21 protein-coding genes are annotated in these 26,703 nt (G+C 58.4%); 8 read left to right on the forward strand and 13 right to left on the reverse strand.

The genetic code is table 11. The features are described from left to right. Positions 1–20: 20 nt before the first annotated feature. A complete protein-coding gene (locus ACYJRZ_RS24060; RefSeq protein ID WP_459463259.1) occupies positions 21–1,580 on the reverse strand; it encodes a glycosyltransferase family 39 protein in 1,560 nt (519 codons plus the stop codon). Positions 1,581–2,223: 643 nt separating this feature from the next. Continuing rightward, positions 2,224–3,144, reverse strand: a complete 921-nt coding sequence (locus tag ACYJRZ_RS24065; RefSeq protein WP_459463261.1) for a LysR family transcriptional regulator — start codon at positions 3,142–3,144, stop codon at positions 2,224–2,226. Between the two features lie 73 nt (positions 3,145–3,217). Between ACYJRZ_RS24065 and ACYJRZ_RS24070 the strand changes: the two genes are divergently transcribed. Next, a complete protein-coding gene (locus tag ACYJRZ_RS24070; RefSeq protein ID WP_459463263.1) occupies positions 3,218–3,676 on the forward strand; it encodes a VOC family protein in 459 nt (152 codons plus the stop codon). A 67-nt stretch (positions 3,677–3,743) separates the two neighbouring features. After that, positions 3,744–5,036: an MFS transporter gene (locus ACYJRZ_RS24075; protein WP_459463265.1), complete on the forward strand. Its 1,293-nt coding sequence runs from the start codon at positions 3,744–3,746 to the stop codon at positions 5,034–5,036. A 59-nt stretch (positions 5,037–5,095) separates the two neighbouring features. Here the strand turns inward: ACYJRZ_RS24075 and ACYJRZ_RS24080 are convergent, their stop codons facing one another. The 3 genes from ACYJRZ_RS24080 to ACYJRZ_RS24090 all read right to left on the reverse strand — a co-directional run bounded on the left by ACYJRZ_RS24080 (position 5,096) and on the right by ACYJRZ_RS24090 (position 9,858). Beyond that, on the reverse strand, positions 5,096–5,680 hold the full coding sequence (locus ACYJRZ_RS24080) for an IMPACT family protein (protein ID WP_459463267.1): 585 nt from the start codon (positions 5,678–5,680) through the stop codon (positions 5,096–5,098). Positions 5,681–6,168: 488 nt separating this feature from the next. Beyond that, positions 6,169–8,265, reverse strand: a complete 2,097-nt coding sequence (locus ACYJRZ_RS24085) for a carboxy terminal-processing peptidase (RefSeq protein WP_459463269.1) — start codon at positions 8,263–8,265, stop codon at positions 6,169–6,171. A 543-nt stretch (positions 8,266–8,808) separates the two neighbouring features. Beyond that, positions 8,809–9,858: a porin gene (locus ACYJRZ_RS24090; RefSeq protein ID WP_459463270.1), complete on the reverse strand. Its 1,050-nt coding sequence runs from the start codon at positions 9,856–9,858 to the stop codon at positions 8,809–8,811. 689 nt (positions 9,859–10,547) lie between these two features. Here ACYJRZ_RS24090 and ACYJRZ_RS24095 point away from each other — a divergent pair. The 3 genes from ACYJRZ_RS24095 to ACYJRZ_RS24105 all read left to right on the forward strand — a co-directional run bounded on the left by ACYJRZ_RS24095 (position 10,548) and on the right by ACYJRZ_RS24105 (position 13,793). Further along, complete coding sequence (locus ACYJRZ_RS24095) at positions 10,548–10,880, forward strand: hypothetical protein (RefSeq protein WP_459463272.1); 333 nt, start codon at positions 10,548–10,550, stop codon at positions 10,878–10,880. Positions 10,881–11,193: 313 nt separating this feature from the next. After that, entirely contained in the window at positions 11,194–12,822 is a 1,629-nt protein-coding gene (locus ACYJRZ_RS24100) for a thiamine pyrophosphate-binding protein (RefSeq protein WP_459463274.1), read from the forward strand. Positions 12,823–13,151: 329 nt separating this feature from the next. Next, the gene (locus ACYJRZ_RS24105) at positions 13,152–13,793 is read left to right on the forward strand and encodes a Pr6Pr family membrane protein (RefSeq protein WP_459463276.1); all 642 of its coding nucleotides are present in this window, start codon (positions 13,152–13,154) and stop codon (positions 13,791–13,793) included. 80 nt (positions 13,794–13,873) lie between these two features. Here the strand turns inward: ACYJRZ_RS24105 and ACYJRZ_RS24110 are convergent, their stop codons facing one another. After that, entirely contained in the window at positions 13,874–15,097 is a 1,224-nt protein-coding gene (locus ACYJRZ_RS24110) for an MFS transporter (RefSeq protein ID WP_459463278.1), read from the reverse strand. Positions 15,098–15,230: 133 nt separating this feature from the next. Here ACYJRZ_RS24110 and ACYJRZ_RS24115 point away from each other — a divergent pair, with 133 nt between their 5' ends. Continuing rightward, positions 15,231–15,824 (forward strand): TetR/AcrR family transcriptional regulator, encoded by a 594-nt coding sequence (locus ACYJRZ_RS24115; protein WP_459463280.1) that lies wholly within the window; start codon positions 15,231–15,233, stop codon positions 15,822–15,824. Positions 15,825–15,895: 71 nt separating this feature from the next. On the opposite strand, the gene ACYJRZ_RS24120 is transcribed toward ACYJRZ_RS24115, so the two are convergent. The 4 genes from ACYJRZ_RS24120 to ACYJRZ_RS24135 form a co-directional block, all read right to left on the reverse strand. Then, complete coding sequence (locus tag ACYJRZ_RS24120; RefSeq protein WP_459463282.1) at positions 15,896–16,927, reverse strand: ABC transporter substrate-binding protein; 1,032 nt, start codon at positions 16,925–16,927, stop codon at positions 15,896–15,898. Positions 16,928–16,961: 34 nt separating this feature from the next. Further along, a complete protein-coding gene (locus ACYJRZ_RS24125) occupies positions 16,962–17,732 on the reverse strand; it encodes an ABC transporter permease (RefSeq protein ID WP_459463284.1) in 771 nt (256 codons plus the stop codon). Further along, entirely contained in the window at positions 17,729–18,547 is an 819-nt protein-coding gene (locus tag ACYJRZ_RS24130) for an ABC transporter ATP-binding protein (protein WP_459463286.1), read from the reverse strand. The genes ACYJRZ_RS24125 and ACYJRZ_RS24130 overlap by 4 nt, the downstream gene beginning before the upstream one ends. A 194-nt stretch (positions 18,548–18,741) precedes the next feature. Then, positions 18,742–19,302 (reverse strand): DJ-1/PfpI/YhbO family deglycase/protease, encoded by a 561-nt coding sequence (locus ACYJRZ_RS24135; protein WP_459463288.1) that lies wholly within the window; start codon positions 19,300–19,302, stop codon positions 18,742–18,744. A 133-nt stretch (positions 19,303–19,435) separates the two neighbouring features. Between ACYJRZ_RS24135 and ACYJRZ_RS24140 the strand changes: the two genes are divergently transcribed. Beyond that, positions 19,436–19,933, forward strand: a complete 498-nt coding sequence (locus ACYJRZ_RS24140) for a cupin (protein ID WP_459463290.1) — start codon at positions 19,436–19,438, stop codon at positions 19,931–19,933. Between the two features lie 19 nt (positions 19,934–19,952). Here the strand turns inward: ACYJRZ_RS24140 and ACYJRZ_RS24145 are convergent, their stop codons facing one another. Beyond that, positions 19,953–20,651 carry a methyltransferase gene (locus ACYJRZ_RS24145; RefSeq protein ID WP_459463292.1) on the reverse strand — a complete coding sequence of 233 codons (699 nt, stop codon included), beginning with the start codon at positions 20,649–20,651 and terminating at the stop codon, positions 19,953–19,955. 155 nt (positions 20,652–20,806) lie between these two features. Here ACYJRZ_RS24145 and ACYJRZ_RS24150 point away from each other — a divergent pair, with 155 nt between their 5' ends. Further along, positions 20,807–21,754, forward strand: coding sequence for a bile acid:sodium symporter family protein (locus ACYJRZ_RS24150; protein ID WP_459463294.1), 948 nt, complete (start codon positions 20,807–20,809; stop codon positions 21,752–21,754). A 76-nt stretch (positions 21,755–21,830) separates the two neighbouring features. On the opposite strand, the gene ACYJRZ_RS24155 is transcribed toward ACYJRZ_RS24150, so the two are convergent. Together ACYJRZ_RS24155 and ACYJRZ_RS24160 are read right to left on the reverse strand one after the other, a co-directional pair. Then, positions 21,831–22,448 (reverse strand): 4'-phosphopantetheinyl transferase family protein, encoded by a 618-nt coding sequence (locus ACYJRZ_RS24155; protein WP_459463296.1) that lies wholly within the window; start codon positions 22,446–22,448, stop codon positions 21,831–21,833. A 7-nt stretch (positions 22,449–22,455) separates the two neighbouring features. Further along, positions 22,456–26,496 (reverse strand): Pls/PosA family non-ribosomal peptide synthetase, encoded by a 4,041-nt coding sequence (locus tag ACYJRZ_RS24160; RefSeq protein WP_459463298.1) that lies wholly within the window; start codon positions 26,494–26,496, stop codon positions 22,456–22,458. Positions 26,497–26,703: the final 207 nt, after the last annotated feature.

The following is a 26,703-nucleotide window of genomic DNA, read 5'->3' on the forward strand; positions in this document are numbered from 1 at the left end:
GACCGTTGCGCAATCTCGAGTCAGTTCCGTTTGGGATAATACCAGGCATAGCCAAAGTGATAGCGATCCGGATCCCTGCCGTAGTGATACGGAAGGGCGACATCCTGTTGCGGCGGCAACTCGACATCCGTTCCGTATTTAGACGCGAGCCATTGCTGCAGTGCATTCGCCATGGTTGATTGATGCCCGTCCCGTTCGTTCCAAACCAACAGGACTGGTCCATCTCCTATGGCCTGCGGGCTGAGATCTGATGCAGGATATTCCGTCGATATGACCGATGTGTGCGGCATGTTCACACGCAGATTGCCGGCCTTGAGCCAGGTCGTCGTCACGACTGCCGAGGGTTGTTTTCCTTCTGCGGTGACGATCTTGTCAACAAAGGTGGCATAGGGCACGTTCAGGTGCTCATAAGAATGGAAAAACCGCGCAAAAAGGACACCTCCGGCTATGATAAGAGGCAGCGCAATCATCATGACGCTGGGTACGTAAAGGAATTTCTTTATATCGGCCTGGCTTTGCTGTCCCGCTGCATCGAGCTTCAGACAGAAGTAGGCCGGCAGCAGAAACAGGAAAGGGAGCAGCCAGCGGTCGCGGAATTCCGTAAGCGTAATCACCAGTATCAAGACCACCAGGATCGCTATTGTGCTTAAAAGTATTCTGCCGAGGAAATCACTCCATTCGCTTCTTGCCCGCAGCGCCCGCAGGAATGATTGGCGAAAGAACAGGAGAAAAATCAAGCTCGTAGGAGCAATGATTGTCACGCCCGTCTTGGCCAGTTCCAGAAGTCCGAAGCCGATGTCGGAAAGCTTTCCGCCGGCGCCTTGCTCCGACATGGTGTGGACCGTCGTTGTCAGGACCCGATCCATGTTGGACACCATCCATATCGCGTGCGGCAGGAACACGAGAACGGCGATTGCCAGCGTCAGCAGAAGGCGCCAGTCGATGAGCCTTTTTCGCCCGACCGGATGAAAGAAAGTCGCGACGAGGACGCTGATGATCACCAGAGCGAAATTGTATTTCGTCAGCATGCCAAGTCCGGCCCAAAGGCCGATCAGCGCATAGGAGATGAGCGTCGGGCGACGAATGGTTGCAACGACGAAGTAGATGAGCATGAGCACCGCAAGCAGGGTGCCGACCGTATGCGTCAGGTCTCTCTGCGCCTGCCAGAACATCTGTGGCATCGTGAGGAGTGATAGCGTTCCGACCGCCGCTAGGCTTTTGTCGGCCACAAGCAATCGCAGAAGCTTGTAATAGGCGAGATAGACCAGGAAAAGCAGAAGATTCTTCACGATGACGAGCGATGCGACGCTCGTGCCGAAAATTTCGAAGATGCCGTATTGAATCCAGTTGTAAAGCGGCGGTTGGGCGTCATAGCCCCAGGCGAGCCATTGGCCGACGAGAAACTGCTGTGCTTCGTCGATCCGCAGCGAGTTGGAGATGGCGATGCGGATGGCTGCCTGCACGATGAAATATATCGCCAGACCGCCGGGCACCCACCAATAGTCGGAGGATGACCTGCCGTCGATTGATGCAGTCTGCTGATGCGCACCCGCAAGACTGTCTTTTCCCAGAGGATTCATCCGGTTCTCCGTGCGATTAGCACTATCGTTGCAGGCGCCATGTCATGGATGTCGCGGCGACACAATCGTTTTTAGTAAGATTTCAGGGGGGGCGGCATCTCGAGGGCAGATCTGATTTGCCAGATATTATTCCTTGGGTAGCCAGGTCGTCAAAGCATCCTCGTCGTTGTTCGCGTTCAGCGCTCCCATATGACGCTGGGCGAATCCGCCTGGTCAGATAACCGCCTGTGGCTGCAGGAATATGAATGCAGCGGCACGTGCGAACAAGAATTTTTTCCAGTTGCTGCCTTAATTCACACCGAGCTTGTTGTCAAACATACCGAATGTATGTATATAGGGGCCAAGCTTGGGCGAGGGGGCGTTTTCAAACTCCGAGTCCGCCACAATCCGACACACTGTGTCGGTAGCAGCAGCCCATCGTTCCAATCCGATGCGGCTGCCCACCCCGATCGGTTGACCTCCGATCAAGACGAGAAGGATTCGGCTTTCCCTCCGAATCCTTCTCTTTTTTAAGCTGTTTGGACTTTTGCCTTCCGTATGGATACGAACATTGCCGGCGAACCTTCCGCTAATACTCGATCCTGTCGGTGTCGATCCGAACGAACTTGCCTCTCGATTTGATCCAGCCGTTTACCACCAGCTATCAGGTCGCCGGCCGCACCAATTCCTCGATCTGTCCACGGAGCCAACGATGCGCGGCATCCCGATCGCGGCGACGATGCCAGGTCTGGACGAAAGGGAAGCTCGGCAGGGTGAAAGGCACCTCAAGACACAAAAGATCCTGATCCGACAGATGTTCTATGCTTCGCCGTGCCGCGGTCAATATGAGATCGGTGCCGCGCACGAGATCCGGCGCGGCCGACCAATGCGGAATCTGAATGGCGATCCGGCGCTTGTGACCCAATCGTAAGAGCGCGACGTCGATCTCGCTGTCGTCCTGTAGCGCGATGGAAACCTGAATATGCGGCCGCGACAGATAGGCGTCGAGATCCAGGGTCAGAGGCGCGGAAGCCGCATCCACCAGGCAGGCGAAGCGCTCCTCGAACAGCAGCATGCTATCGAGATCGCGAAGGTTCTGTTGTTTCAGTGTTGGATAAACGCCGACGGCAAGGTCAATCTCGCCATCCGCCAAGGCAGCAAGTGCTCTATCTCTGCCATAGGAGACGACGGTGAGATCGACAAGCGGCGCAAGTTGCCTCAGTCGCGAGACAAGGGCGGGCAAGAGGATGGAAGCGCCATAATCCGACAGCGACAGGCGGAAAAGGCGCTCGGTCAGCCTGATATCGAATAAAGGCTGTTCCACCATAGAGCGCACAAGTGCAAGGGCTTCCGACAGAGGCTCGGCGAGCTCAAGCGCTCGTGCAGTCGGCTGCATCCCATCGCTGCCTCTCACCAGTAGTGGATCGTTGAAGATATCCCTCAGTCTCGCTAGTGCGTGGCTGACCGCCGGTTGCGAGCGGTTGAGCCGCAAGGCCGCGCGCGAGACGTGACGCTCCTCGAGCAAGGCCTCCAGGACAAGCAAAAGGTTCAAATCCGAGGCGGCGACATTATTCATCTCATGCATGATTTTGATATCGTGTTTCGATTTCCATTCTTAGCATCAATGATCCAAATTGAAAAGGAAAGGAGAATTGACTATGAGCCAATCAACAAACACGGATCTGGGGTTATCCCATGTCGCACTGCTCGTGCGCGATCTTGACAGAAGCATTGCCTTCTATGAGGAATTTGCCGGTCTTCACATCATCCATCGCCGGGATGCAAAGGCGCCGTTGGACGCGGTCGCATGGATGGCGGATGGCTTGCGCCAATTTGCGCTCGTTCTCGTCGCATCGCGCAGCCTCCAGGATACGCCGCTTGGCCCTTTCGGACATATCGGCATCGCCTGCGCTTCGCGCGAGGAAGTGCTGCGCCAAGCCAACGAAGCCGAACGCCGGGGCATATTGCGGTCCAAGCCACGCGACGACGGACTTCCGGTGGGCTGCTGGACCTATATTGCCGATCCCGACGGCAATACGCTTGAATTATCCTTCGGACAGGAGATAGCGTTCACGACTGAGCAGTTGGGGCCGCGGACCTGGGCCCCGTTCATCTAAATGAACGGGAACCTTTTGCCATCAAGCGCTTTTCATCTGACGGTTTCCGGAACTATGTGGTTGTCATTTGTCGCGTTCATTCCCCAACGACCAGCAGCAGCAAGTCCGAGCTCTCATTCCACTTGGATTTCTGAATTTCTTCATGGCCGATGTTCAGGCGGGCATCGGACCCTTCCTTGGAGTTTTCCTCGTTGCTAATGGCTGGCAAAGCGGGTCGATCGGTTCCGTCATGACGATCGGCGGGATTGCGGGGATGGTGATGATGGCGCCTGCGGGAGCCTTCATCGATGAGACGACACATAAGCGTACGTGCGTGATCGTGCTTGGCATCTGCACCGTCCTCGCCTCCATGATCATATTGGTGTCGCAGCTCTTCTGGGTTGTTGCCCTGTCGCAGGTTGCGACCGCTATTGCTGGCGCCGCGATCGGGCCTGCCCTTAATAGCATCACGCTCGGCATTGTCCGGCAAGTGGGTTTCAATCGGCAGAATGGTTACAATCAGGCATTCAATCACGCCGGCAACCTCGTCGGCGCCGGGCTGTCGGGATGGCTCGGCTGGATGTTCGGGCTGACTGCCGTGTTCTGGCTCTCAGCCGCCTTCGGCGTGCTGACCATTATTTCCGTGCTGATGATCCCGGCCGATGCGATCGACGATGATGAAGCGCGGGGTGCGAGCCTTGCCGCGGTCGATTTGCAGGGACAAGCGGAACCCGCCAGACACCAAAAACCGAGCGGCTTTAAGGTGCTCGCAGAATCGAAGCCGCTGCTGATCCTGGCCGGCGCGCTTGCATTGTTTCATCTTGGCAACGGCGCGATGTTGCCATTGTTCGGGCTGGCGGTCGTCTCCGCCGGTCAGGCCGATCCGGCGGGTTTCGTCGCGCTGACGGTGGTGGTGGCGCAGGGCACGATGATCATCACCTCCTTGATCGCGATACATATGGCGGAACGGCGAGGGCAATGGCTCGTGCTGCTGGTTTCGTTCATCTCCTTGCCGATCCGCGGTTTCGTAGCGGCACATCTGATCACGTCCTGGTGCGTCTATCCCGTCCAGGTTCTCGATGGCATCGGCGCCGGCCTGCAAAGCGTTGCCGTGCCGGCTCTTGTTGCCCGCATTCTGAATGGGACCGGCCGCATCAATGTCGGCCAAGGCGTTGTCATGACGATGCAAGGGGTCGGCGCATCCCTGAGCCCGGCGATCGGTGGCTGGCTGGCGCAGGGGATCGGCTATGGCATGATGTTCATGATCCTCGGCAGTTTTGCACTCGGGTCGATTGCGCTTTGGGTCGGATTTCATGGCGTGCTGCGCGTAGCCGCTTCCGTACCGGGGCAGCCTCAGGGTGTGGTGTTCTCAGGCGATTGAGCTGCTTCTCGCGGCTCCATCACGACGCGTCGAGAGCCTCATCCTTCGGCGTATCTCGATCAATCCAACTTTACGGTTGCCCGACCGCTTGTCAGATCCTGAATATTGTCAACGACCCGTTCGATCATCGAGGCGTCTACGGTCACCTCGAACACAGCTCCGGATTCGGTGAAGCGTTCCTCCACAAGCTGCACGCCTGCCTCGGCGAGAAGTTTCGCTTTCACCAGAGCGAGATGTGAAAACTGCACATCGATCGTTGCCGCAACGGTTGGAAGTATTTCTCTCTTCTGCGCGCCTTGCAGACATAGTGCGGCGGTGCCGCCGTAGGCGCGGATCAATCCGCCGGCACCCAAAAGAGTGCCGCCGAACCAGCGTGTCACGACGACCGCGACCGTATCCAATTCGAAGCCGTCGATGGCCTGGAGGATCGGCTTGCCGGCCGTGCCGCTCGGCTCGCCATCATCACTGAAACGATAGGTCTGTCCAATACGCCAGGCCCAGCAATTGTGATTGGCATCTGCGATAGAGTGCTGTGCGACAAACGCCTTTGCTGCCTCCGCATCCGCAATCGGAGCGGCCGTCGCAACGAACCGGCTTCGCTTGATTTCCTGATTGGCTGTGGCGATCGAAACAAGTTCAAACATAGGGCCTCTTAACCAATTTCGTGCGCCACGCGAAGAGGAAGCCGTCGCCGTGTGGAATCACATGCGGGTAGTGCGTCGTGGAGGTTAAATGAACTGGGCCAAGGATAGCTGGCACAAGGCCCCTGATGACGTAGCCGAAGCTCGTCGAGCGTGATTCCACATAGAGAAAGCTCTGCCTCATTTGCATGAGGCAGAGCAGAGAGCCTTATCGGCGCCTCGTGCGAAACTTTGTTGGGGGCGCAAGTATTCGCACGCACATAGTCTACAACGGGTAGCTGAAACGTAGCTGAGGCGCCTGAACTCGATAAATTCAGGTCTATTTGAATAGAAATCAGAATTCGCTTTAAAATCAATGCTATAGGGCCGAAGTTCGCGTGAAAGCTATCCACCCTTTTTGACATTTGCTCTAGCCGCGAGTCCCAGGTCCCGCAGCCATTGAGCCAGTCGGCATCACGGCGGTGATGTCGATCCTGAGCATCCAGACATGACTATTTTGCAGCGGCCCTCGACATGCCGGCCTGCAGTTCCGCCTCATCGGCAACGATGGAGGCAGCCTCATTCTGCAGAATATCCTTTGCACTCCTGCGGGCCTTTTCGATGGCGATATCGGCGCTCAGGCTGCGCTCATTGGCTTGCAGGCCATCATCCTCGCCGGTATCGATGCCATCATTCGCCTGCCCGCGCGCCTTGATGCGGTTTGCCTGGGCGGCCAGCTCGTTGCGGCGCTCGGCTTCATTGAGAGAGATGACTTTCTTGTCGCGCTGCTCCTTCAGCGTGGTGACGTCTTCCACGAAGCGCTTATATTCCGGATCATCCTTCACGCGCGCGTCATGACGACCTTGCAGCTGCGGCAGCAGCGCCTGGATGTCACCCCAAGGCTTGTAGTTCGCAGGCTTCACCTGCGTCCAAGGCAGCGCGTTGTCGTAGCTGGATTCGCCGAAGGTCTTGAGGTCAGAAAGTCCCGGCAGGCTGATATCCGGTGTTACGCCGCGCAGCTGCGTCGTCCCGCCATTGACGCGGAAGAATTGAGCGACGGTCAATTTCAGCTCGCCGAATTTCGGTTTCTGATTGTGGGCGACCTGATCGAGATTGACAACGGTTTGCACCGTGCCCTTGCCGAAGCTCGGTTCGCCGATGATCACGCCGCGACCGTAATCCTGGATCGCCGCAGCGAAGATCTCGGAGGCCGATGCCGAGCCGCGATTGATCAGCACGCCGACCGGGCCGGTCCAGGCCGGGGCGGCAAGATCATCGCTCTCAACCTCCACCTCGCCGCCTGCATCGCGCTGCTGGACGACCGGACCCTTGCCGACGAACAGCCCCGTCAGATCGATCGCTTCCGACAGCGAGCCGCCGCCATTGTTGCGCAGGTCGATCAGGACGCCATCGACCTTTTCCTGCTTCAGTTCGCCGAGAAGCTTGGCGACATCGCGGCTAGCGCTGCGGTAATCCTTGTCGCCCTTGCGCCGCGCTTCGAAATCCTCATAGAAAGCGGGCAGAGTGATCACGCCAATCCTGCGCGTCGTGTTGCCGTCTTTCACCGATAGAATCGTCTGCTTGGCAGCCTGCTTGTCGAGGCTGATCTTGTCACGGACGAGGCTGATAACGTGATGCTTGCCATCCGGCCCGGCATCGGCGGGCAAAATGTCAAGGCGCACGACTGACCCCTTGGCGCCCCGGATCATCTGCACGATTTCATCGAGCCGTGTACCGACGACTTCCTTTATAGGGCCGTTTTCGCCTTGACCGACACCGATGATGCGATCGCCGACCGCGAGCTTGCCGGAGAGTTGCGCCGGGCCGCCTGCGACCAGTTCGCGTATCGTGGTGTAATCATCCCTTTCCTGCAGTACCGCGCCGATACCGACCAAAGAGAGCTTCATGGAAATATCGAACTCGGCCGAGGCGGTCGCGCCGAAATAGTCGGTATGCGGGTCAACCGAGGTCGTATAGGCGTCCATGAATGTCTGGAAGACATCGTCGCTCTTGTATTTATAGGCGCGCTCGAGGGAGTTTTCGTAGCGCTTGTCGAGCGTATCGCGAATGGCGGCATCATCCTTGCCGGCAAGCTTGAGGCGCAGCCAGTCGTTCTTGACGCGTTTGCGCCAGAGATCGTTGCTCTCCGCTTCCGTTTGCGGCCATGGCTCCTTGTCACGCACGAGCGCGTAGTCTTCCTTGGCGGCGAAATCCAGCTTCTGATTGAGCAGGCTGCGCGCATAGGTCATGCGGTCGACGACCCGCTGCTCGTACACATTGAAAATGGAAAACGGGATATTCAAATCTTCCTGATTGATGGCGTCATCGATCTTGGTGCTGCCTGCCATGAACTTGTCGATATCGCTCTGCAGAAAGATGACACGGTCCGGATCGAGGGACTTGATGAAGCGATTCATGATCCTGGCGGAGAGGACGTCGTCCAGCGGAACGGGCTTATAGTGGAAGCGCTGCAGAAATTGCGCTGTCAAATGAGCGGCCTGCGCTTGCTGCGGCAATGGTGTCAAAACTGGCGGGGAACCGGTTTCCAGAGCATATGCCGATGAAGCAAATGCAAGGAACAGGCAGAGAAAACCATATTTCGTACGCATCAAGTCTTGACCCGATTCTCAACGTTAAATGTTCAATCTATAATCTAGGTGGAACAATTATGGTTTTTTGGCAACCAGATGGATGCTTTCTTTTGGGAAAGTTTCTCGAAACATTTGCGTTGCGCAGGTGCGAGGACCGTCAACACATCCGCGAATAGAAAGCTGAAGCCGTCGGATATCGGCCTTGAGATACCCTGCTGCGCGAAACGTTGCCTGGCCATGCCGAGGTGTGTCGGGCGGGTGTCGTCTTCGGATACTGAGGGCTGGAGGATCTTCTTGGGTTTTGCGGCGGGCAATGCACGATAACGGGAGAGGTCGCGAAAGCGGTGTCCTCCCTTAGCGCGCCTCTATCGCAGTAGGCGCAGGCCACTACGCTGAAAAGTTTCGCGTCGGTACACGAGCATTTCCTCGCGCATTTCTGAGGAGCGCGTGCCATGCGGATCGGAATGGCTGCCGGAATACGGCTTAACGAATTATAGAAGAAGACCCGGAGGGAAACCGGATCTTCTTCCGTCTCTGATCGGAGGTCTAGTTCAGATCAGATTAGAACGAGCGCTCGAAGCGGAGGATACCAGCCCACTGGTCCTGATTGATGGAGTCCCAGTTGGTGTAGGTAACTTCCGGCTCGACGAGCAGGTTCTTGACCGGCTTCCACTTGACGTTCGTCGTTGCCGAGAAGGTCTTGTTGTCGGTGTAAGCGAGCTGAAGGTTCCACTTCAGCTTGTCGTTGACCGGTACGCCAACGCCGCCCCAGACAGCCCAATCGCCCCAGCTCTGGCCGATCGAATCGCCAGGCGCATACTTGTTGAGCTTCTTGCCGTCGGTGTTCCAAGCGCCCATCAAGAAGGCCGAGAAGACGCCGAAGTCGGCATCGACGCGAGCCTTGATGGCGCCTTCTTCGACGATCGAGTCATAACCGCCGACGAGCTTGAAGGACCATGCGCCGGCCTTGTAACCAGCACCGGCAACAACGTCCGGGGCGTAGTGGTTGTGGCTGTCTTCGCCATTGGCACCAACGGCACCCTTACCGGAGTTGCTGTCTTCAACCGAGATCACAGCCGTGAAGCCGTTGCCGGCGTCGTAGTTGTAGGTGATCTGGTTCAGTTCGTACGGGCCATCGGCGATCACGTCGTCGTTGATAACGTCGCCGGCGTAGCCGGTGAAGACGTTGAACTGCGAGTCTTCCTTACCGACGGTGAAGCCGCCGAGGCTGATGCTGGCGTGCAGCAGATTGGTGCCGGTCGGCTGGCCTTCCTGCCAATCCCAACGCAGCTCGGTGTTGGTCTTCAGCGGGCCGTATTCGGTGTCGGTTGCCGTCTGGAACTGCAGCTCAGCGCGCGTGTGCCAGAGAGTGCCGAAGTGAGTGTCTGGGCTGTAGGCGTCGTACCACTTGCCTTCGGTACGAACCTTACCGCCGATCTTGAGGCAGGTTTCGCTGCCCGGGATGAAGAAGTAGCCAGCGCCATAAGCGTCGCAGATGCGAACGTATTCCAGCGGCTCCGGCTCGGCTGCGACGATCGCGTCAGCCGCGTGAGCACCGGATACTGCTGCCAGGGCAGCAGCGGAGCCGAGAAGAAGGCTCTTGATATTCATTTTTTCTCCAATCGATTTGCCGGATCGGAACGCAGCCGGATGTTTCCGCCGCGTCCACCAATTCGGGGTTCCCTCTTACCGAAAGCCCGAAAGACTTTCGTGTTGGCACGCTAGCGAGGCTAACGACGCATCGGAATAGAATAACTCGCAATTTTTATGTATTTCTCATCATAAATTCGTCACAGATGCAAAAATACACCAAAAACTAACGCGATCTTAGTATGTAAATTATGTAAAACTGCGGATATACATAATAAACATACGAGATGTATATTAATTTTGGAGAATTCAGCCGAAATAATAAGATTTGCATAGAAATTATACTGTGAGATGCAAAGGCGAATCGCGTACAAACGCGAATATCGACACGATCTCACTCAAGGTCATTAGCGGCTTGTCGAAGGAAGGCAGAGCGGGGTTTGTAACCACTTGGTCTACATGTGGTGACACGAAGGTGTTTCATGGCTGCGCTCAAAGCCAAACTCGCCCACAGCCTACTTGCGAACTTGAAAAACGCCGCAATGACTGCACCGAGGACCGCCGTATGCCACCATGCCCGGTAATGGCAATCATCGTCGCGGGAGCTTATGCAATTGCCGAAATCGATTCAGTCTCGCGAAAGAATAGATGGGCAAAGCCTATAGTAGATTTTCGATTCGAATATCGTTCAGAAGATTTGGATGGATTATATGAGTGAATACCAAAATAAAGCTGTCAGGCTGCTGGCATCGACTGTAAGCAATAAGTCTCTGATGGATTTGAACGATCGCAGAGATGCGTTTCTGCACCGGGCTCTGGAGCTTTATTTTGCCGCTGGTGGTACCGAAGGTGCTATTAAGCCGATGGTTGAGAAGGTCTATTCGAAGAACAAACCGCGCGTGGATCTAGCCGTCGGCGATGTCCTCTACAAATTGGCCGGCATCTGTCACGCGTGCGATATTGATATTATTCAGGCAGGCTACAACAAGCTTGACGATGCCAAGCAGACATTTTCAGGCGAAGAGCATCATCTTCCCCGATAGGAGGGGAGATTTCCTTTTGGCCAATGAAGAATTTTGCGAACGAGCTCGTTCTGTGGATGCGTCGGATTTTGAGGCGGCCTCCGCAGGTTTGCCGGGACATCAACCACATTGACACGCATCACCAGCCTGAAGTGCGGCATGTTGAAACTATCATGTCTATCGCCGCACGAATTGTGCGCAATATAAGCGAAGACGATGCTTATCTTGTGCTGATAGAAGAGCTTTCTCCCCACATCGCGCACCTCTTGCATGGTCTTCCTGATATTCTGAGCATCAACGAGTTGACGCTCTGCGGGAGGCGAAGATACCTGAAATGGCCGACAATGCGATCTATGTGTATCAGTCGATTGCGCGCGCGGTTCGCGATCATGATGTCGGCACGATGTTTGGTCTCATGGGAGATGCCAATCTCTTCATGATCGACCATTATGTACGCGGCTGCGGCGGACACTTCGTGCCGGCAGCGCATGAAGGTAGTTCGGTCCTGATGGCGCTTGCCTATGCGCATGTCGCAGGCAGGGTGGGCGTGGCGAGCGTGACCCACGGGCCGGCTTTGACCAATTGTGTCACAGCACTCACCGAAGGCGCCCGCGGCTCCATCCCCATGGTGCTCCTGGCGGGCGACACGCCGGTCGTCAACCCGCACCATCTGCAAAGCATCGACCAGCGCGAGGTGGTCAAGGCCACCGGCGCAGGCTTCGAGCAGATGCGTTCACCGGAAACCGCAACCCGGGATGTCGCTCGCGCTTTCTACCGCGCCCGCGTCGAGCGGCGGCCGATCGTCTTGAACATGCCGGCCGATTTCATGTGGTGCGAGCAAGCTTACGAGCGGGCCGTCTTCGAAGTCTTCGATGCTCCCGGATATGTGCCCGAGGGGGATGCGCTGGATAGGGCCATCGGCATAATCGCTTCGGCAAAGCGGCCGCTCATCCTCGCAGGCGGCGGCGCTTGCGGTGCGCGCGATCAGCTGATCCGGCTGGCGGATCGGCTGGAGACTCCGCTTGCGACGACGCTGAAAGCAAAGGGGCTCTTCGTCGGTCATCCCTATAGTATGGACATTTTCGGCACGCTTAGCACGCCTGCCGCCTACGACCTGATTGCCAGGACGGATTGCCTGGTCTGTTTCGGAGCGGGATTGCATGATTTCACCACAGACAGGGGCAAGCTCCTGAAGGGCAAGCGCATCGTCCAGATCGATATGGATGCCAGCGCCATCGGCAAGAACATTCATCCGGATGCTGCCCTGGTGGCCGATGCGGGGTTGACGGCAGACAACTTCATCCATTGGCTGGACGAGGCGGAGATTCCGCCGAGCGGCTTCACGCATGAACTGGATATCCCCTCGCTCACCACCCACCCACGCGATCAGCGCGGCAAGACGAATGCGGGATATGTGAACTACATCTGGGCTCTCGAAGAGCTGGAAAAGGCCTTGCCTAAGAACCGGGTGCTTGTAACCGACGGCGGGCGTTTCATGACCGAGGTCTGGTGCCGGATTTCGGTCAGCGATCCGCGGAGCTTCGTCGTGACGGCAAATTTCGGCTCGATCGGTCTAGGGTTGCAGGAAGCGATCGGCGCAAGCGTTGCCGCGCCGGATCGGCCGGTGGTGCTTTTCACCGGAGACGGCGGTTTCATGATGAGCGGCGTCAACGAGTTTAATACCGCCGTACGTCTCGGGCAGGACCTGATCGTCATCGTCTGCAACGATTCCGCCTATGGAGCCGAACATATCCAGTTTTGCGATCGGAAGATGGATCCGGGTCTCACCCTGTTCAACTGGCCTTCGTTTGCCGAGGTCGCCAGGGCGCTCGGGGGCCACGGTATTGCCGTCAGCTCGGCTCATGAGCTTGAAGGGGCTCTGGACGCCATCAGGAATCGCAATCGCCCGGTGCTGATCGAGCTGCGTCTCGATCCCAATGACGTGCCGCGAATGCGCATCTGACGACATCCTGCGAGGGCGCGCGCGCGGCAAGCTACTTTCAAAGGACCAACGTGCCGGTATCAAGTCGGCGATCCAGTGAAGAGCTGTGGTCGTTTCACAGTTGAAGGATTTCTTCGGCCGTTCGATGCTTGCTTTCGATTTGCCGCAATCGAATAGTCTTCTGCGAGACGATATATGTCTCCAATACCGTCGATCTTGCCGCGAAGGTCGGCGGAAGTTTCAGGGCGCGCCTTGCCCTCAATGAGCTATGGAATTTCGATGAAATCGAACGGGTCGATGTTAAATTTTTGCAGCTTCCGCTTCGGCATCGATTCAGCAAGTGAGGCCTCATGGCAGGCTTGATTCGCATCTATCGCTGTCTGCTTGCGTTTGTTGCTTTGTCGGGTATCGCGATCTCATATTTCGCTATTATACCCGGTGCGCATGTTTCACGGCTGACGATGACGGTGAATTTCTTCAGCTATTTCACCATTCAGTCCAATTTTCTGCTCGCTGTGACACTGCTTTGCGCGCAAATCGCGCCGCGCTCGTCGATTGGCCGATGGTCGAGCAAGCCATCAATACGAAGCGCCCTTCTCATCTACGTCGGGATTGCGGGCATCGTTTATGTTTTGATGCTAAGGGACGTTTGGCATCCTCGCGGCTGGCAACTGCTCGGGGACGAGATACTCCATTATTGTGTTCCGGTACTGTATGCCTTGGATTGGGTTTTTCTGAGTGAACGCGGCAAGCTTTCCTGGCGTGATGTGTTCTGGTGGCTGGCTTTTCCCGCAGGCTACTCCGTTTATACGCTTGCGCATGGGTATGTCTCCCGCTTTTACCCTTACCCCTTCCTGGACGTTCGCGATATCGGCCTTGAAGCCGTCTTGTTGAACATGGGGTTGCTGGCCGCAGCCTTTCTGGTTTTGGGAGGGGTGCTGACTTTTCTCGACTGGGTCAGCACCCGGCAACGGGTCTTTCGGCGCGCATAGGCTACGGGAGTAGGCAATGTTGTTCCGAGGACAAATTTGTCACGAAGCAATATGCCGCCGCGGAAGGCTCTCCCGTTTCCTCATTCGGCCAGCTGCGTAACGGCGGCCGAGCTGGGCGCTCGTGCGCCGGAAAGGCTTGCCTGGCCGAGCGCCACGACGATGACGGCTGCGATAGTTGCCCCCACTGAAACCCAGAAGCCGTGAGCGGGACCGAAACTATCCACCACCAAGCCGGAGACGAAGGCGCCGAGTGCCATGCCGATACCAATGCCGGTCATGACCCAGGTCACTCCTTCCGTCAGCATGGCCTCCGGCACGCGGCGTTCGATCAGCCCGAAGGCAGTGATGAAGGTCGGTGAAATGGCGACGCCGCTGAGGAAAACGGCAAAGGCGAGCAGCGCGACCGAGGTGCTGGCTGCAAGAAGCGGCAGGGAGGTGACGGCAAGAACAGTGACGGCCAGCAGCAGTTGGCGTTGCAGCGGCATTTTTAGGTTCAGCGCTCCAATGATGAGGCCGACGATGAAGGAGCCGAGCGCATAGACACCGATGACGATGCTTGCGGCACTCGGCTCGCCGAGTTGCTTGGTGATGGCCACAGCACTGACTTCCGCCGTGGCGAAGGTAGCTCCGACGAAGATCAGGGCGAGCGTGATGATCTGGACTGGCCGCAGCCAGATCGCGGAGTGTTGCGGCACTTGCGCATCGGCTGCATGAACCTTTGGCTCCGTCGATCGCTGCATCAGAAAGGCTGCCGATCCGAGCGCGAGGAAGATGGTGCTGGCGACCATTCCGGCTTCCGGGAATAGCGCGACGGCAAGCCCGACGGAAAGGGATGCGCCGGTAATGTAGACGAGTTCGTCGGCTGCCGATTCAAATGCGAAGGCCGTGTTCAATTCGGGCCGGTCTCGAAAGATTTCCGTCCAGCGTGCGCGCACCAGGGCAGGGATGCTCGGCATGACGGCCGCGGAAAAGGCCGAGGCAAACAGTGTCCAGGCTGGCCAGCCCTGATTTGCCGCGACGACCAGAAGGATGAAGGCGACGACCGAAACGATGGTGGTGGGCACGACAACGGCACTTTGGCCGAGCCGGTCGACGAAGCGGGATATCTGCGGCGAGACGAAAGCATTGGTCAGGGCGAAGGTGGCCGAAACCGCCCCGGCCAGCCAATATTCACCCCGTGTCTGCGACAGCATGGCGACGATGCCGATCGGCGCCATAGCAAGCGGAAGTCGGGCAAAGAAGGCGGCGGCTGAAAAGCCTTTGGCTCCGGGCGCTCGAAAAATCTCTCTATATGGATTGGACATCGGAACATTTCCTGAATTGAACGAGATTGCGTACGCATACGCGGCGTATGTGAATGGATAATTGCATACGCCGCGTATGTCAACTAATATACGCAGCGTATGCAAATGAATGTGAAGAGCCGACGGAGACGCAATGCGCAAACCTCGCAGTGAAATGATTGCCGAAACGCGAGCCAAGTTGCTGACCGCCGGCCGTAAGGCGTTCGGCAGCGTCGGCTATGCAGAGGCATCGATGGATGATTTTACAGCGGCTGCCGGGCTGACGCGAGGGGCCCTTTATCACCACTTCGGCGACAAGAAGGGGCTGCTGCAGGCCGTGGTCAACGAGATCGATGCCGAAATGACTGCGAGGCTCTGCCAGATCTCATCCCAAGCGCCGTCGCGCTGGCAGGCGTTCGTCGATGAGAATGTCGGCTATGTCGAGATGGCGCTGGAGCCGGAGATTCAACGTATCATGTTTCGCGACGGTCCGGCCGTGCTCGGCGAACCCTCGGGATGGCCGAGCGCCAACGGTTGTATCGCCACGATTAGAGAAAGCCTTCGCTGTCTTCGCGAAGACGGTATCATCGTCGATATTGATCCGGAAGCGGGCGCTCGCCTCATCAATGCGGCAAGCAGCTGCGCGGCGCAGTGGATCGCCAATTCGGACGATCCAGAGACGACCTCGAAACGGGCGGTCGGCGCTTTTCGCACCTTTCTCGAAGGATTGCGGGTCGACAAGGACTGATTCCCGAAGGGACGTGACGTCGCGTGCATGATGGCGGCAGGCTGGTTACCGCGTGTCACCCATTGTCTCGGTCAGGTTTTTGCGGCCTTGGCGAAAGTCGGATCGAATGTCTTCTCGAACGGCACGTCGGCATTGGCGAGATCGGGATCAAGCGCCTTCAAGACACCCATCATGGAATTATAGCCCTCCAACGTCACCATGCCGTCCGGTGAATACATTTCCTTGGAATTCTTGAAGGCCTGCATATAGAGGTCGCGATTGCCGAGCAGGTAATCCTCGGGCACGACGCTGGCGACATCCTCGGGGCTTGCCGTTGCGATCCATTTCAGTGCCTTCATGAAGGCATTGACCGTCCGCTGCGTGGTGATCGGGTTTTCCTTAGCGAACTCGCGCTTGATGTAGACCGTTGCAGCCGGGTTCGGGCCGCCGAAGAGCGCCCGGGTCCCGGCTTCGGTGCGGGTATCCAGAAGAACATTGATGTCACCGTCATACTGCAGTTGCGCGATGACGGGATCGAGATGGGAAAGGCCGTCGATCTGTCCGCTCTTGACCGCGGCAACTGCGCCGGCCCCACCGCCAACGCCGATCAGCGACGCATCGTCGGTCTTCAGCCCGTTCTTCAGCATGGCATATTGGAACATGAGCGCCGTAGAGGAGCCTGGCGCGGTGACGCCGATCTTGCGGCCCTTCATGTCCGCCATCGACTTGATCTCGCCGGCGAGATCCTTGCGCACGGCGATGACGATGCCGGGGAAGCGGCCGAGATTGCAGATTGCGACGATATCCTGACCCTTGTTCTGCATGCGGATCGTATGCTCGTAAGCGCCGGCAACGATATCGAGAGAGCCGCCGATCAAGCCCTCCAACGACTTCGAACCGCCGGCGAAATCATTGATGGTGACATTGAGGCCCTCTTCCTTGAAGAAGCCCTTCCGCTCGGCGATCGTCAGCGGCAGGTAATAGAGTAGTGGCTTGCCGCCGACGCCGATCAACAGATCCGGCTTTTCCGGCTTCGCATCCTGCGCCGCGGTCGGTAGAATTCCGGCAAGCGACGCGCCGATACCGAAGCTCGCCGTCCCGATCAGAAATGTCCTGCGTTCCATGTCTTTGTTCCTCCACTTCGCTGTTCTCAATGCGCTATTGGCCGCGCCAGGCGAGCAGGCGCCGTTCAACCATCGTCATCAGACAGTCCACCAGCAGGACAAAAGCGGTCAGAACCACCATGCCCGCAAAGACGCCCGTCACGTCAAAGACGCCCTCGGCCTGCTGGATGAGATAGCCGAGGCCAGCGGCAGAGCCTAGATATTCTCCGACAACAGCGCCAACGACAGCAAAACCCACCGAGGTATGCAGGCTGGAAAACACCCAGCAGAGCGCCGACGGCATATAGACATGGCGCAGCAATTGCCGCTCGTTCATGCCGAGCATCCGAGCGTTGGATAGCACGGGCTGGCTGACTTCCTTGACACCCTGGTAAACGTTGAAAAAGACGATGAAGAAGACGAGCGTGATGCCGAGCGCCACCTTGGACCAGATGCCGAGGCCGAACCACAACGCGAAGATCGGTGCCAGCACGACGCGCGGCAGCGCGTTCGCTGCCTTCACGTAAGGGTCGAAAACGGCAGCAATCAGCGGACGGCGGGCGAACCAGAAGCCGAAGACGACGCCGCCGAAGGCCCCGAGCAGGAAGGCCAGGATCGATTCCGATAACGTGATCCAGAGATGATACCAGATCGATCCAATTACGAACCATTGGATGACGCGCTGCGCCACCTTGAGCGGATCGGCAAAGAAGAAGGATATGGTCTTCGGATTGCCGAAGAGGCCGGTATTCGTCGCCAGATGCCAGATGGTCAGGAGGACCACAGCCACCAGGATCTGCAGCAGGAGAAGGAGAGAACGGTTCATGCGATTTCTCCGCTACTCTGGCGATAGGCGGTCATCACCTCGTCGCGCAGTGCCTGCCAGATATCGCGATGAAGCTGGTTGAAGACGGGATCATGCCGGATTTCGCCGATTTCGCGCGGCCGTTCCAGCGGCACCTTGAAGTCACCGATGATGCGGGACTTCGGACCGGCCGACATGATGACGACACGATCGGCAAGGGCAATCGCCTCATCGAGATCGTGGGTTACAAACATCACGGCTTTGCGGTCCTCGGACCAGAGTTTCAGCAGGAGGTCGCCCATGATCAACCGGGTCTGCGCATCGAGCGGACCGAATGGTTCGTCCATCAGCAGCAGTTTGGGATTGCGGATAAGGACCTGAGCGAGACCGACGCGCTTGCGCTGGCCGCCTGAGAGCATGCGCGGGAAACGATCGACAAACGCGGCAAGGCCCACGCGCCCCAACCAATCCTGCGCAATCCGTCTTGCCTCAGCCTTATCCGTTCCCGCGATTTCAAGCCCGATCGCAACATTCTCGAGAACCGTTTTCCATGGCATCAGCGAGTCCTGCTGGAAGAGATAGCCTGCCTGCTTATTGATGGATTTCAGAGGTTGGCCGAAGACTTCGACTGTGCCGGACGCCGGCGTCAAAAGCCCCGCCGTCGCATTGAGAAGGGTAGATTTGCCGCAGCCCGTCGGGCCGACGATGGCCACGAACTCATGCGCTCCGACCTCCAGATCGGTCACCGCTACTGCATCGAACCGTGCCTTGCCGGCCATTTCAAAAGAAATCGCCACCTGCTTCAGGCTGACAGCCCTCACAGCCTCCATCGTCATGCCCTGCTTTTTCCTCCCCGATATCCGTCTACCTCCAGCGGCCATCAGGCATCGTCATGTTCGGCCAACAGATCAAAGCGGGCGCGACCAGTCAATATGCGGATTGGCTCAGCTACCGTTCTGGTGCAGGGAAATGATGCGAAAGCCCCGGCAGATGTTGTCGGGGCTTGGCAAGATTCACAGGGATCGGATGGTCAGGCTGCACGGCGCCGATGTCGGCCCTCCTGAACCTCCTCGACGATCTTGTCGACAAAGGCCGGAAGATCGTCGGGCGACCGGGACGTGATAATACCCTCATCGGTCACGACCTTTTCGTCCTTCCAGGTCGCGCCGGCATTTTTGACGTCCGTCTTGATGGACCAGTATGAGGTTGCCTGGCGCCCACGCAACGCGTCCGCTTCAGCGAGCAGCCAGGGCGCGTGGCATATGGCGGCGACCACCTTGCCGGAATTCAGGAAATCACGGACGACCCGCATGGCATCGCCATCCGTGCGCAGCTTGTCGGGATTGATCTGGCCACCCGGCAGTACCAGCGCATCGAACTGGTTCACGTCGACATCCTTGGCTATGATGTCGACGTCGACGCTGTCGCCCCAATCGGTTTTGTTCCAGCTCTTGATGCTGTCTTTCTTGATGGAGGCAATCTTGACGTCAGCGCCACGCTTCCTGAGTTCGTCGAGGGGAACGCGAAGTTCCGAACGTTCGTAGCCGTCCGTCGCCAGAATGAGAATATGTGCGGAATTGATGGAAGGCATGATCTATCCTTTCGCTGTATCGTTGATCGGATGCCCGTTTCCAAACCCCGGCCGCAGGCAATCGTTCCCCAGTTTCTGCGGGAACCGCAGCGAGGTCCGGCGGTTATGATGGCAATCGACAGGGAGAGAACGGATGGAGCAGGCAATCCAATTCGAGCAGTCCGGCTGGGTTCCCAACAACAGGCGATTTCCGGTAATCGTCTATCGGCAGGTGCTTGACGGCCCCGACAGGGCAGAGGCTTTCGAACAGCTCTTTCGAACCAATGGGTGGAGCGGCCTCTGGCGAAACGGCGTCTATTCCTTTCACCATTTTCATTCGACGGCCCATGAAATATTGGGCATCGCGACAGGTGAGACCCGGCTGATGATCGGCGGGCCTGCTGGCAAGGAAATGGTGGTCGAAGCTGGCGATGCATTGCTGCTACCCGCCGGAACCGGCCATTGCCGACTGGAGGCGAGTAACGATTTGCTCGTGATCGGCGGCTATCCACCGGGTCAGGAGGCGGATCTCTGCCGGGAAATGCCTACGGCCGAACAGCAGGCGATGATCGAAAAACTTGGCGTGCCTGCAAGGGATCCGCTGAAAGGAGAGGCCGGTGGTCTCCGCTCCCTTTGGCATGGCAAAGCCTAGCACTTACCAAAATCGAGCGTCACCAGATACCTGGCAGCAACCGGAATCGAACGCGCTTGGAATAGTCGGCATAGCCTTCCAGCTCGCTATGAAGCAGCGCGTCTTCCCAGCTCGTGCGCAGGATCAGCACGGCGCTCGCCCAGCCTGCAGGGATCAGGGCCCACCAGGAGCCGAGTGCCAGTGCCAGCCCCGCAAATACCAAGATCGCGCTGACATAGCCGGGATGGCGCACATAGGCGTAGGGACCGTCACTGATGACGTGCTGGCCGCGTTCGCGCTGGAGACGGACACCGGGTTCGAAGAAGCGGTTAACGGCCTGAGCCCATGTGCCGAGCGCGATTCCCGCCGCGAGCAGAAGATAACCGAGGATCACGATGGAGGTTGGCATCACCGACCATCCCATCCTACCGGCATCCAGGGCTCCAAGCGGTATTTCGGCGATCATCCCAAGCAAGATAAGCGAGACCAGAATGAGATCCCAGCCTTTGGTTCCGGCCTGGAAGCGGCTGCGCGCTCTGAAGATGACCGGGTTCACGCGCCGCATGATTAGCAGCGCTATCCCATAGACTACCACCAGGAAAATGATGAAGGCCCATCCGGGCCACCAGTCGAGGTGACCGGCAGGCAGAAAGATCATTACGAGCAGCGCCAGCGGCAGCCCGATCGCGTAGGATATGGCCTTTTTGCGAGACATCGGTTCGGGATCGGTAACAGTCATGTATCGGATCCTTGAAAGACAAACCTGCTGCGCCCTTCGATGTATTTATGCCGTATGGATGCTGGAAGTGGACTGATCCGGCAATTCGCAGCCTTGACACGCGATGCGCCAGGTTTAGACCGGCCGGATATCCTTATGCTCCCCTTGGAGATTCCATGAAATTCCTGGCATCCTTCTCCGCCTTCGTCGGTAAGACCTTTTCCATATGGGTCATCCTGTTCGCTGTCCTCGGTTTTTTCCTGCCCGATGTTTTCAAGCAGTTTGCACCCTGGATCGTCACCCTTCTCGGCGTCATCATGTTCGGCATGGGGCTGACCATATCCGTTGACGATTTTCGCGAGCTGGCGCGTCGTCCCCATGAGGTCGCGATCGGCGTTATCGCGCATTTCGGTATCATGCCGGCGCTGGCACTTTTGCTGACCAGGATCATTCCGATGCCACCGGAAGTCGCCGCCGGCGTCATTCTGGTCGGCTGCTGCCCGGGCGGCACATCGAGCAATGTCATGACCTATCTTGCGCGCGGCGACGTGGCGCTGTCGGTTGCCTGCACGAGTGTGACGACGCTGGCAGCGCCGATCGTCACGCCCTTCCTTGTCTGGATGTTCGCGAGCCAATATCTGCCTGTCAATGCCTGGTCGATGTTCATCAGCATCGTGCAGGTCATCATTGTGCCGCTTCTGCTCGGTTTTGTCGCACAGAAAGCGGTGCCGGGCCTGGTTCGTGCGGCGATCCCGGTTCTGCCCCTCGTCAGCGTCATCGGCATCGTACTGATCGTTGCCGCCGTCGTCGGTGCATCGAAAACGGCCATCGTACAATCTGGCCTGCTGATTTTCGCCGTCGTTGTCCTGCACAACGGTCTCGGTTACCTGTTTGGCTACTATGCCTCGAAGGTGTTCGGGCTCAATTTCTACAAGCGCAAGGCGCTGGCGATCGAAGTGGGCATGCAGAATTCAGGCCTGGGTGCAGCGCTGGCGACGGCCTATTTCTCGCCGATCGCCGCCGTTCCGAGCGCCATTTTCTCCGTCTGGCACAATATTTCCGGCGCCACTTTGGCAAACTGGTTTGCCTCGCGCGAAGACGCAGACGCACCGCCGCGCGCCTGAAATATCTACGATGTAGGGAGGCGCGGTTTCCGCCAACGCCTCCCCGCCGAAATGCTCGCATCCGAGGGATAGTAGATCAGCTCATATCCCTGGCAAGGGCACAATAGACAGGCCGATCTGCAGCGGCGGCAAGCCGGGTCACTGCAAGCGCAATCGGCGGCAGTCGCGATCCGGCGCCAAGATGGATTGTTGCGCCATCGGTACGGAGGAGATTCAGCTGCGCCGTCAGATCGGGTTCGTCCAGCCCGTCGAAAATGCCGCGGCCGCTGATCTTCAAGGCAGCTTCCTTGGCGACCCAGAGCCGGTAACAAACCTCCAGCGCCGCTGCGCTGTCGAGGGCAGCGACCGCGACCGCTTCCTTTAGCGAAAAGTGGTCGGCAGCAAAAGCCACCGGTTCGAAGCCGTTGATATCCTCGATCTCGATATCCACGCCGACAGCATTATTAGGCGCAAAGCCCGCCAGCAGCAGATCGGCGCGATGTGAAAGCGAAACACCCAACTCGTGATACGGAGGGTTTAGCGCCGGCCGGTCACTCGGTCGGCGATAGATGGAAAGATCGTTTCGATGTGCAGCACTTCTCAAGGCGGCTTGCGCGGCCTGATCACGCTCTTCTCGCCCGCCCGGCATGGGGCGGACGAGCACGGCGATCGCATCAGCGACCGTCAGGACGACCTCAAATCGAGGGGTCGTCATACCACGCTCACGCAGCGGCGGAGGGCAGAGCCTCTTTCTGAACCGGAGCCGGCTCCTGCTCGGTTTGAACGGCCTGGGCGGGTGCGCCGACCCACGATGTTCCCTGCGGGATGGCCTCACCCTTCATGACCAGGGTCAGCAATCCGATTTCGGCGAAATCGCCGACATTGGCCTCGTAAAGCACGGTGCTGCCCGAGCCAATGGAGACGCCTTCACCGATCGTGATGCGGCCGACCTTCATGATGCGATCTTCATAGAGGTGGGTCTGCGGGCAGGAACCCATGTTGAGAACCGCATGGTCGCCGATATGGGTGCAATCGAATTCGCAGATATCGGTGCTGTTGATCCACGCACCTTGGCCGATCTTGGCGCCGAATGGACGCAGCAGCCAGGGCAGGAAGGGCGTGCCGCGCAGATAGTCGAGCAGCATCTTGCTCGCCAGACCGCCGTAGAACACCGCGACGGCCTCAGTACGCATAGCCCACCATGACCACATCGGCCGGTTCATCGGCTTATAGGTTCCGATCAGTGTCCATTTGAATGCGACTGCAACGAGGTAGAGGATGCCGGAGGTCGCAAGGCCCGCGGCCATCAGCGTCCAGAACAGGCTGCCCCAGGCGCCATTGTCGATTTCGCTGGCCAGCATGTCTGACATTGCGAGTGCCATGACGATGAGGATGGCGGTCGGCAGCGACGTGTGCATGGCCTCGAATGCGATACGCACAAGGCGCATGCGGAGCGGCGGCGCATAGGTGGTGTTGGCAGCCGCCTGCAGCCTCTCGCGCGTCGGGAACTGGAAGGCGGGGCTGCCGCACCAGGTTTCACCCGACTTGACGTGCAGGGAGTCGGGCAGGCGGGTCTTGATGCCGATGAGTGAATCGCTCTCGATCACGGCACCTTGCGAGATGACGGAGGAATTGCCGAAGAAGCAGCGATCGCCGGTCTTCAGGCGCTTGAGTATCATCCAGCCGTTCTGGATTTCCTCGTCGCCGAAGATGGTCTCGTCGCCAATAAAGTTGTCGCGGCCCATTTCGATCAGATCGTAGCGGCCGGCGAAATTTGCCGAAATCTCCGTACCCTTGCCGATCTTGGCCCCCATCAGGCGGTACCAGTTGCGCATGAAGACGGTGGCGTAGAGCGAATTCAGGGTTTCGAGCATGGCCTCTGTGGTCAGGCCGACGACCCATTTACGGAAATAGAGGTTGCCGAAGATGGAATAGCGGCCCGGCACGACGCGAGGCAGCAGCACCCATCTAAGCGCCACGACGACGGCCATGGACACGACGATCAAGAGGAAGGCGGCAGGCCAGGAGAGCGCGGCGATCATGCCCCAGGACAGGGCCTCGTCGGAGCCGGGCGCGTAAATCTGCTGAACGGCGGTGAAGAGATAAAAGGCCGGGAAGATCGGAAGAAGGCCGACGACGAGGCTGAGATTGTAGGCGACGAAATAGGCGGCGAACTGGAAGACGCGCCCGGCAGTTCCAAGCTCCGGATGCGCAGGCGCGTCCTCGTGCTCTACGTGACCCGTCATGTGGGCCGGCGAGCCGTCCCAGCGGGTGTGGGCTTTAACATGCGTACCGGCGGCAATCGCCGTCAGGTCACCGATGACGGCGCCGTTGTCGATCTTGACGTTATGGCCGATAACGGAGCCATTGCCGATCTGCACGCCTTCGCCGATATCGATCGTGCCGACATGAATCTCATTGCCGATGACTTCGACATTGGCGAGCTTGATCTTGACGCCGAGGCTGGATCTTGCGCCGACGCGCACCAAGTCAATCGCGCCTTCCTCGAATTCGTCGATCATTGCATCCTTGCCGACCTTGGCACCAAGGGCACGCATGTAGACGCGCATGAGCGGCGAGCCTTTAAGGAATTTCGGTGCGGTGAGCTGAACGATGCGCTGCATCAGCCAGATGCGGAAATAATATGTACCCCACAGCGGATAGACGCCGGGGCGCGTGCGGCCGATGACGAGCCATTTGAGGGCGACGACGAGCAGCTTCTCGCCAAGATTGAGGCCGAGATAGACGCCGCCGAGAATGAGGATTTCACTCCAGACAGATGCACCGTCGTCGATCAGAAGGATCGAGGCGAGCAGCAGGCCGATCCATTGCAGCGTTGCGATCGCAACGATGAAAGGCAATACCACAGCCTGAGCGAGACCGCAGAGAAAACGCCGGCGCAATGGTACCGGTTCGAAATTCTTGCGTTCCTGTCCCGAGGTGCTCTCCACGCGCTGCTCCAGGATCGCAGCAATGCCGCGCAGGGTGCGGCCGGCATAGACGTCGCGCAGGGCGATGCTGGCGAGCAGCGGGATCTTGCGCACCTCGGAAACAAACCGTGCCGCGAGCATAGAATGGCCACCAAGCTCGGTGAAGAAATCCGCTTCGAAGCTGATGGAGCGCAGCCGAAGCGCCTCGGTTGCAGCCTTTAGCAGCTGTGCTTCCGTCCATGTGCGCGGCGGCTCTTGTGCCTGGGTCGGCTGATCGGCCACCAGCGGAATGGCGGCAAGCGTCTTGCGGTCGATCTTGCCGGACGGAAGACGCGGCAGCGAGACATGGCTATGCCAGGCGGCGGGCACCATGTAGGGCGGCAGTTTGGTTGCAAGCACGGCGCGCGCCTTGTCGCGATCGAAGCTGCTGCCGGTGGTAACGACGTGGGCTACCAGCATATCCTCGCCATCCGGCGAGCGGTGCACGACGACGGATGCGGCCTTCACGTCCGGAAGCTCGCCGACGACGGTTTCGATCTCGCCGAGTTCGATGCGATAGCCGCGAATTTTGACCTGGTCGTCGATGCGTCCGAGGAAATGGAGCTGCCCTTCCTCGTCCATCAGCACGGCATCGCCGCTACGGTAAAGCACCGGGTCGTCATGGCCGGCGAAGGGGTTCGCGACGAATTTCGCGGCGGTCAGCTGCGGCAGGTTTCTGTAGCCGGCAGCGACACCCGGTCCGCCGATCAGCAATTCGCCGGTATCGCCGCGTGCAACGAGCTGCAGGTTTTCGTCGACGACATAGGCGGTCGTGTTGGCAATCGGGCCGCCGATCGTGATCGGCCGGGAAGAATCGAGTTCGGCGTAGGTTGCAACCACCGTCGTCTCGGTCGGGCCGTAGGTATTGATCAGGCGCCGGCCGGCTTTGGAAAAGCGGCTGACGATCGCCGGAGGGCAGGCTTCGCCGCCGACGATGATGACGCGCAGGCTTTTGACATCGCGTTCCAGCATGGTCAGCAGGGTCGGCACGGTGTCGATGACCGTGATCTTTTCGGCTTCCAGCACGTCGGCGAGTCTGTCGAGCTCGGCCATGACTGCGGATGTCGCAACCTTCAAGGTCGCGCCGACCAGATAGGGAACGAATATTTCCTCAAGCGAAAGATCGAATGCGACCGAAGCCTGCTGAAGAACGACGTCCGATTCAACGATGCCGAGGACATCGTTGCCGGCCCGCAGATAATGGCAGATGTTCCGGTGCGTGATGATGATGCCCTTTGGCTTGCCCGTGGAGCCGGACGTATAGATGGCATAGGCGGGATCGTCGTGCGCAGCGACCCGCGGCGCAATATCATCATTGTCTTCTGCAAGCAGCGCTTTGAGGATCAGCGTCTGGCCGTCGAATTCGGGTGCGAGGGCCGCCTTTTCGTCATGCGTCAGCAGCCATTTCGCGCCGCAATCGGCGAGGCTGACGGCCACACGGTCGGCGGGGGCCGCGGCATCGAAAGGAATATAGGCGGCTCCGGCCTTGAGAATCGCCAGAAGTGCGACATGTAGTTCAAGGGAGCGCTGGAACCACAGACCGACGAAATCACCCGGGCCGATGCCACGATGGCTGAGCGCACGCGCAGCATCATCGGAAAGCCGGTCCAATTCGGCATAGGTCATCGCCTGGTCGGTTCCGATCAGTGTGAGTGCCGTCTTGTCGGGGCTGCGGGCAACCGTTGCCTTGAAGATGTCCACCAGGGTTTCATTGCGGACGAACTCAGGCCGAATGCCGCCTGAGGAAACCGAGAGGCTGGCATTTGGGGTAATCGACGAAATCTGGATAGTCATGATAACTTCTACGAAACGAAACTCGGCACAATCAGCGTGCCATTTACCAATGCTTATACACCTTTCAATTTGCAGCTCTCTTACGGGCGTTGTCAGTGAATTGTAATGTTGAGAAGGCTATGCTTGTTTCGTTGCAGGGCGAGCCCTGCCGCCATCTCGAAAGAAGGATTGATATCGTTGCGCATATTCGGGCGAAGAGCCGGCTGG

The sequence above is a fragment of the Rhizobium sp. No.120 genome, from assembly GCF_054558365.1.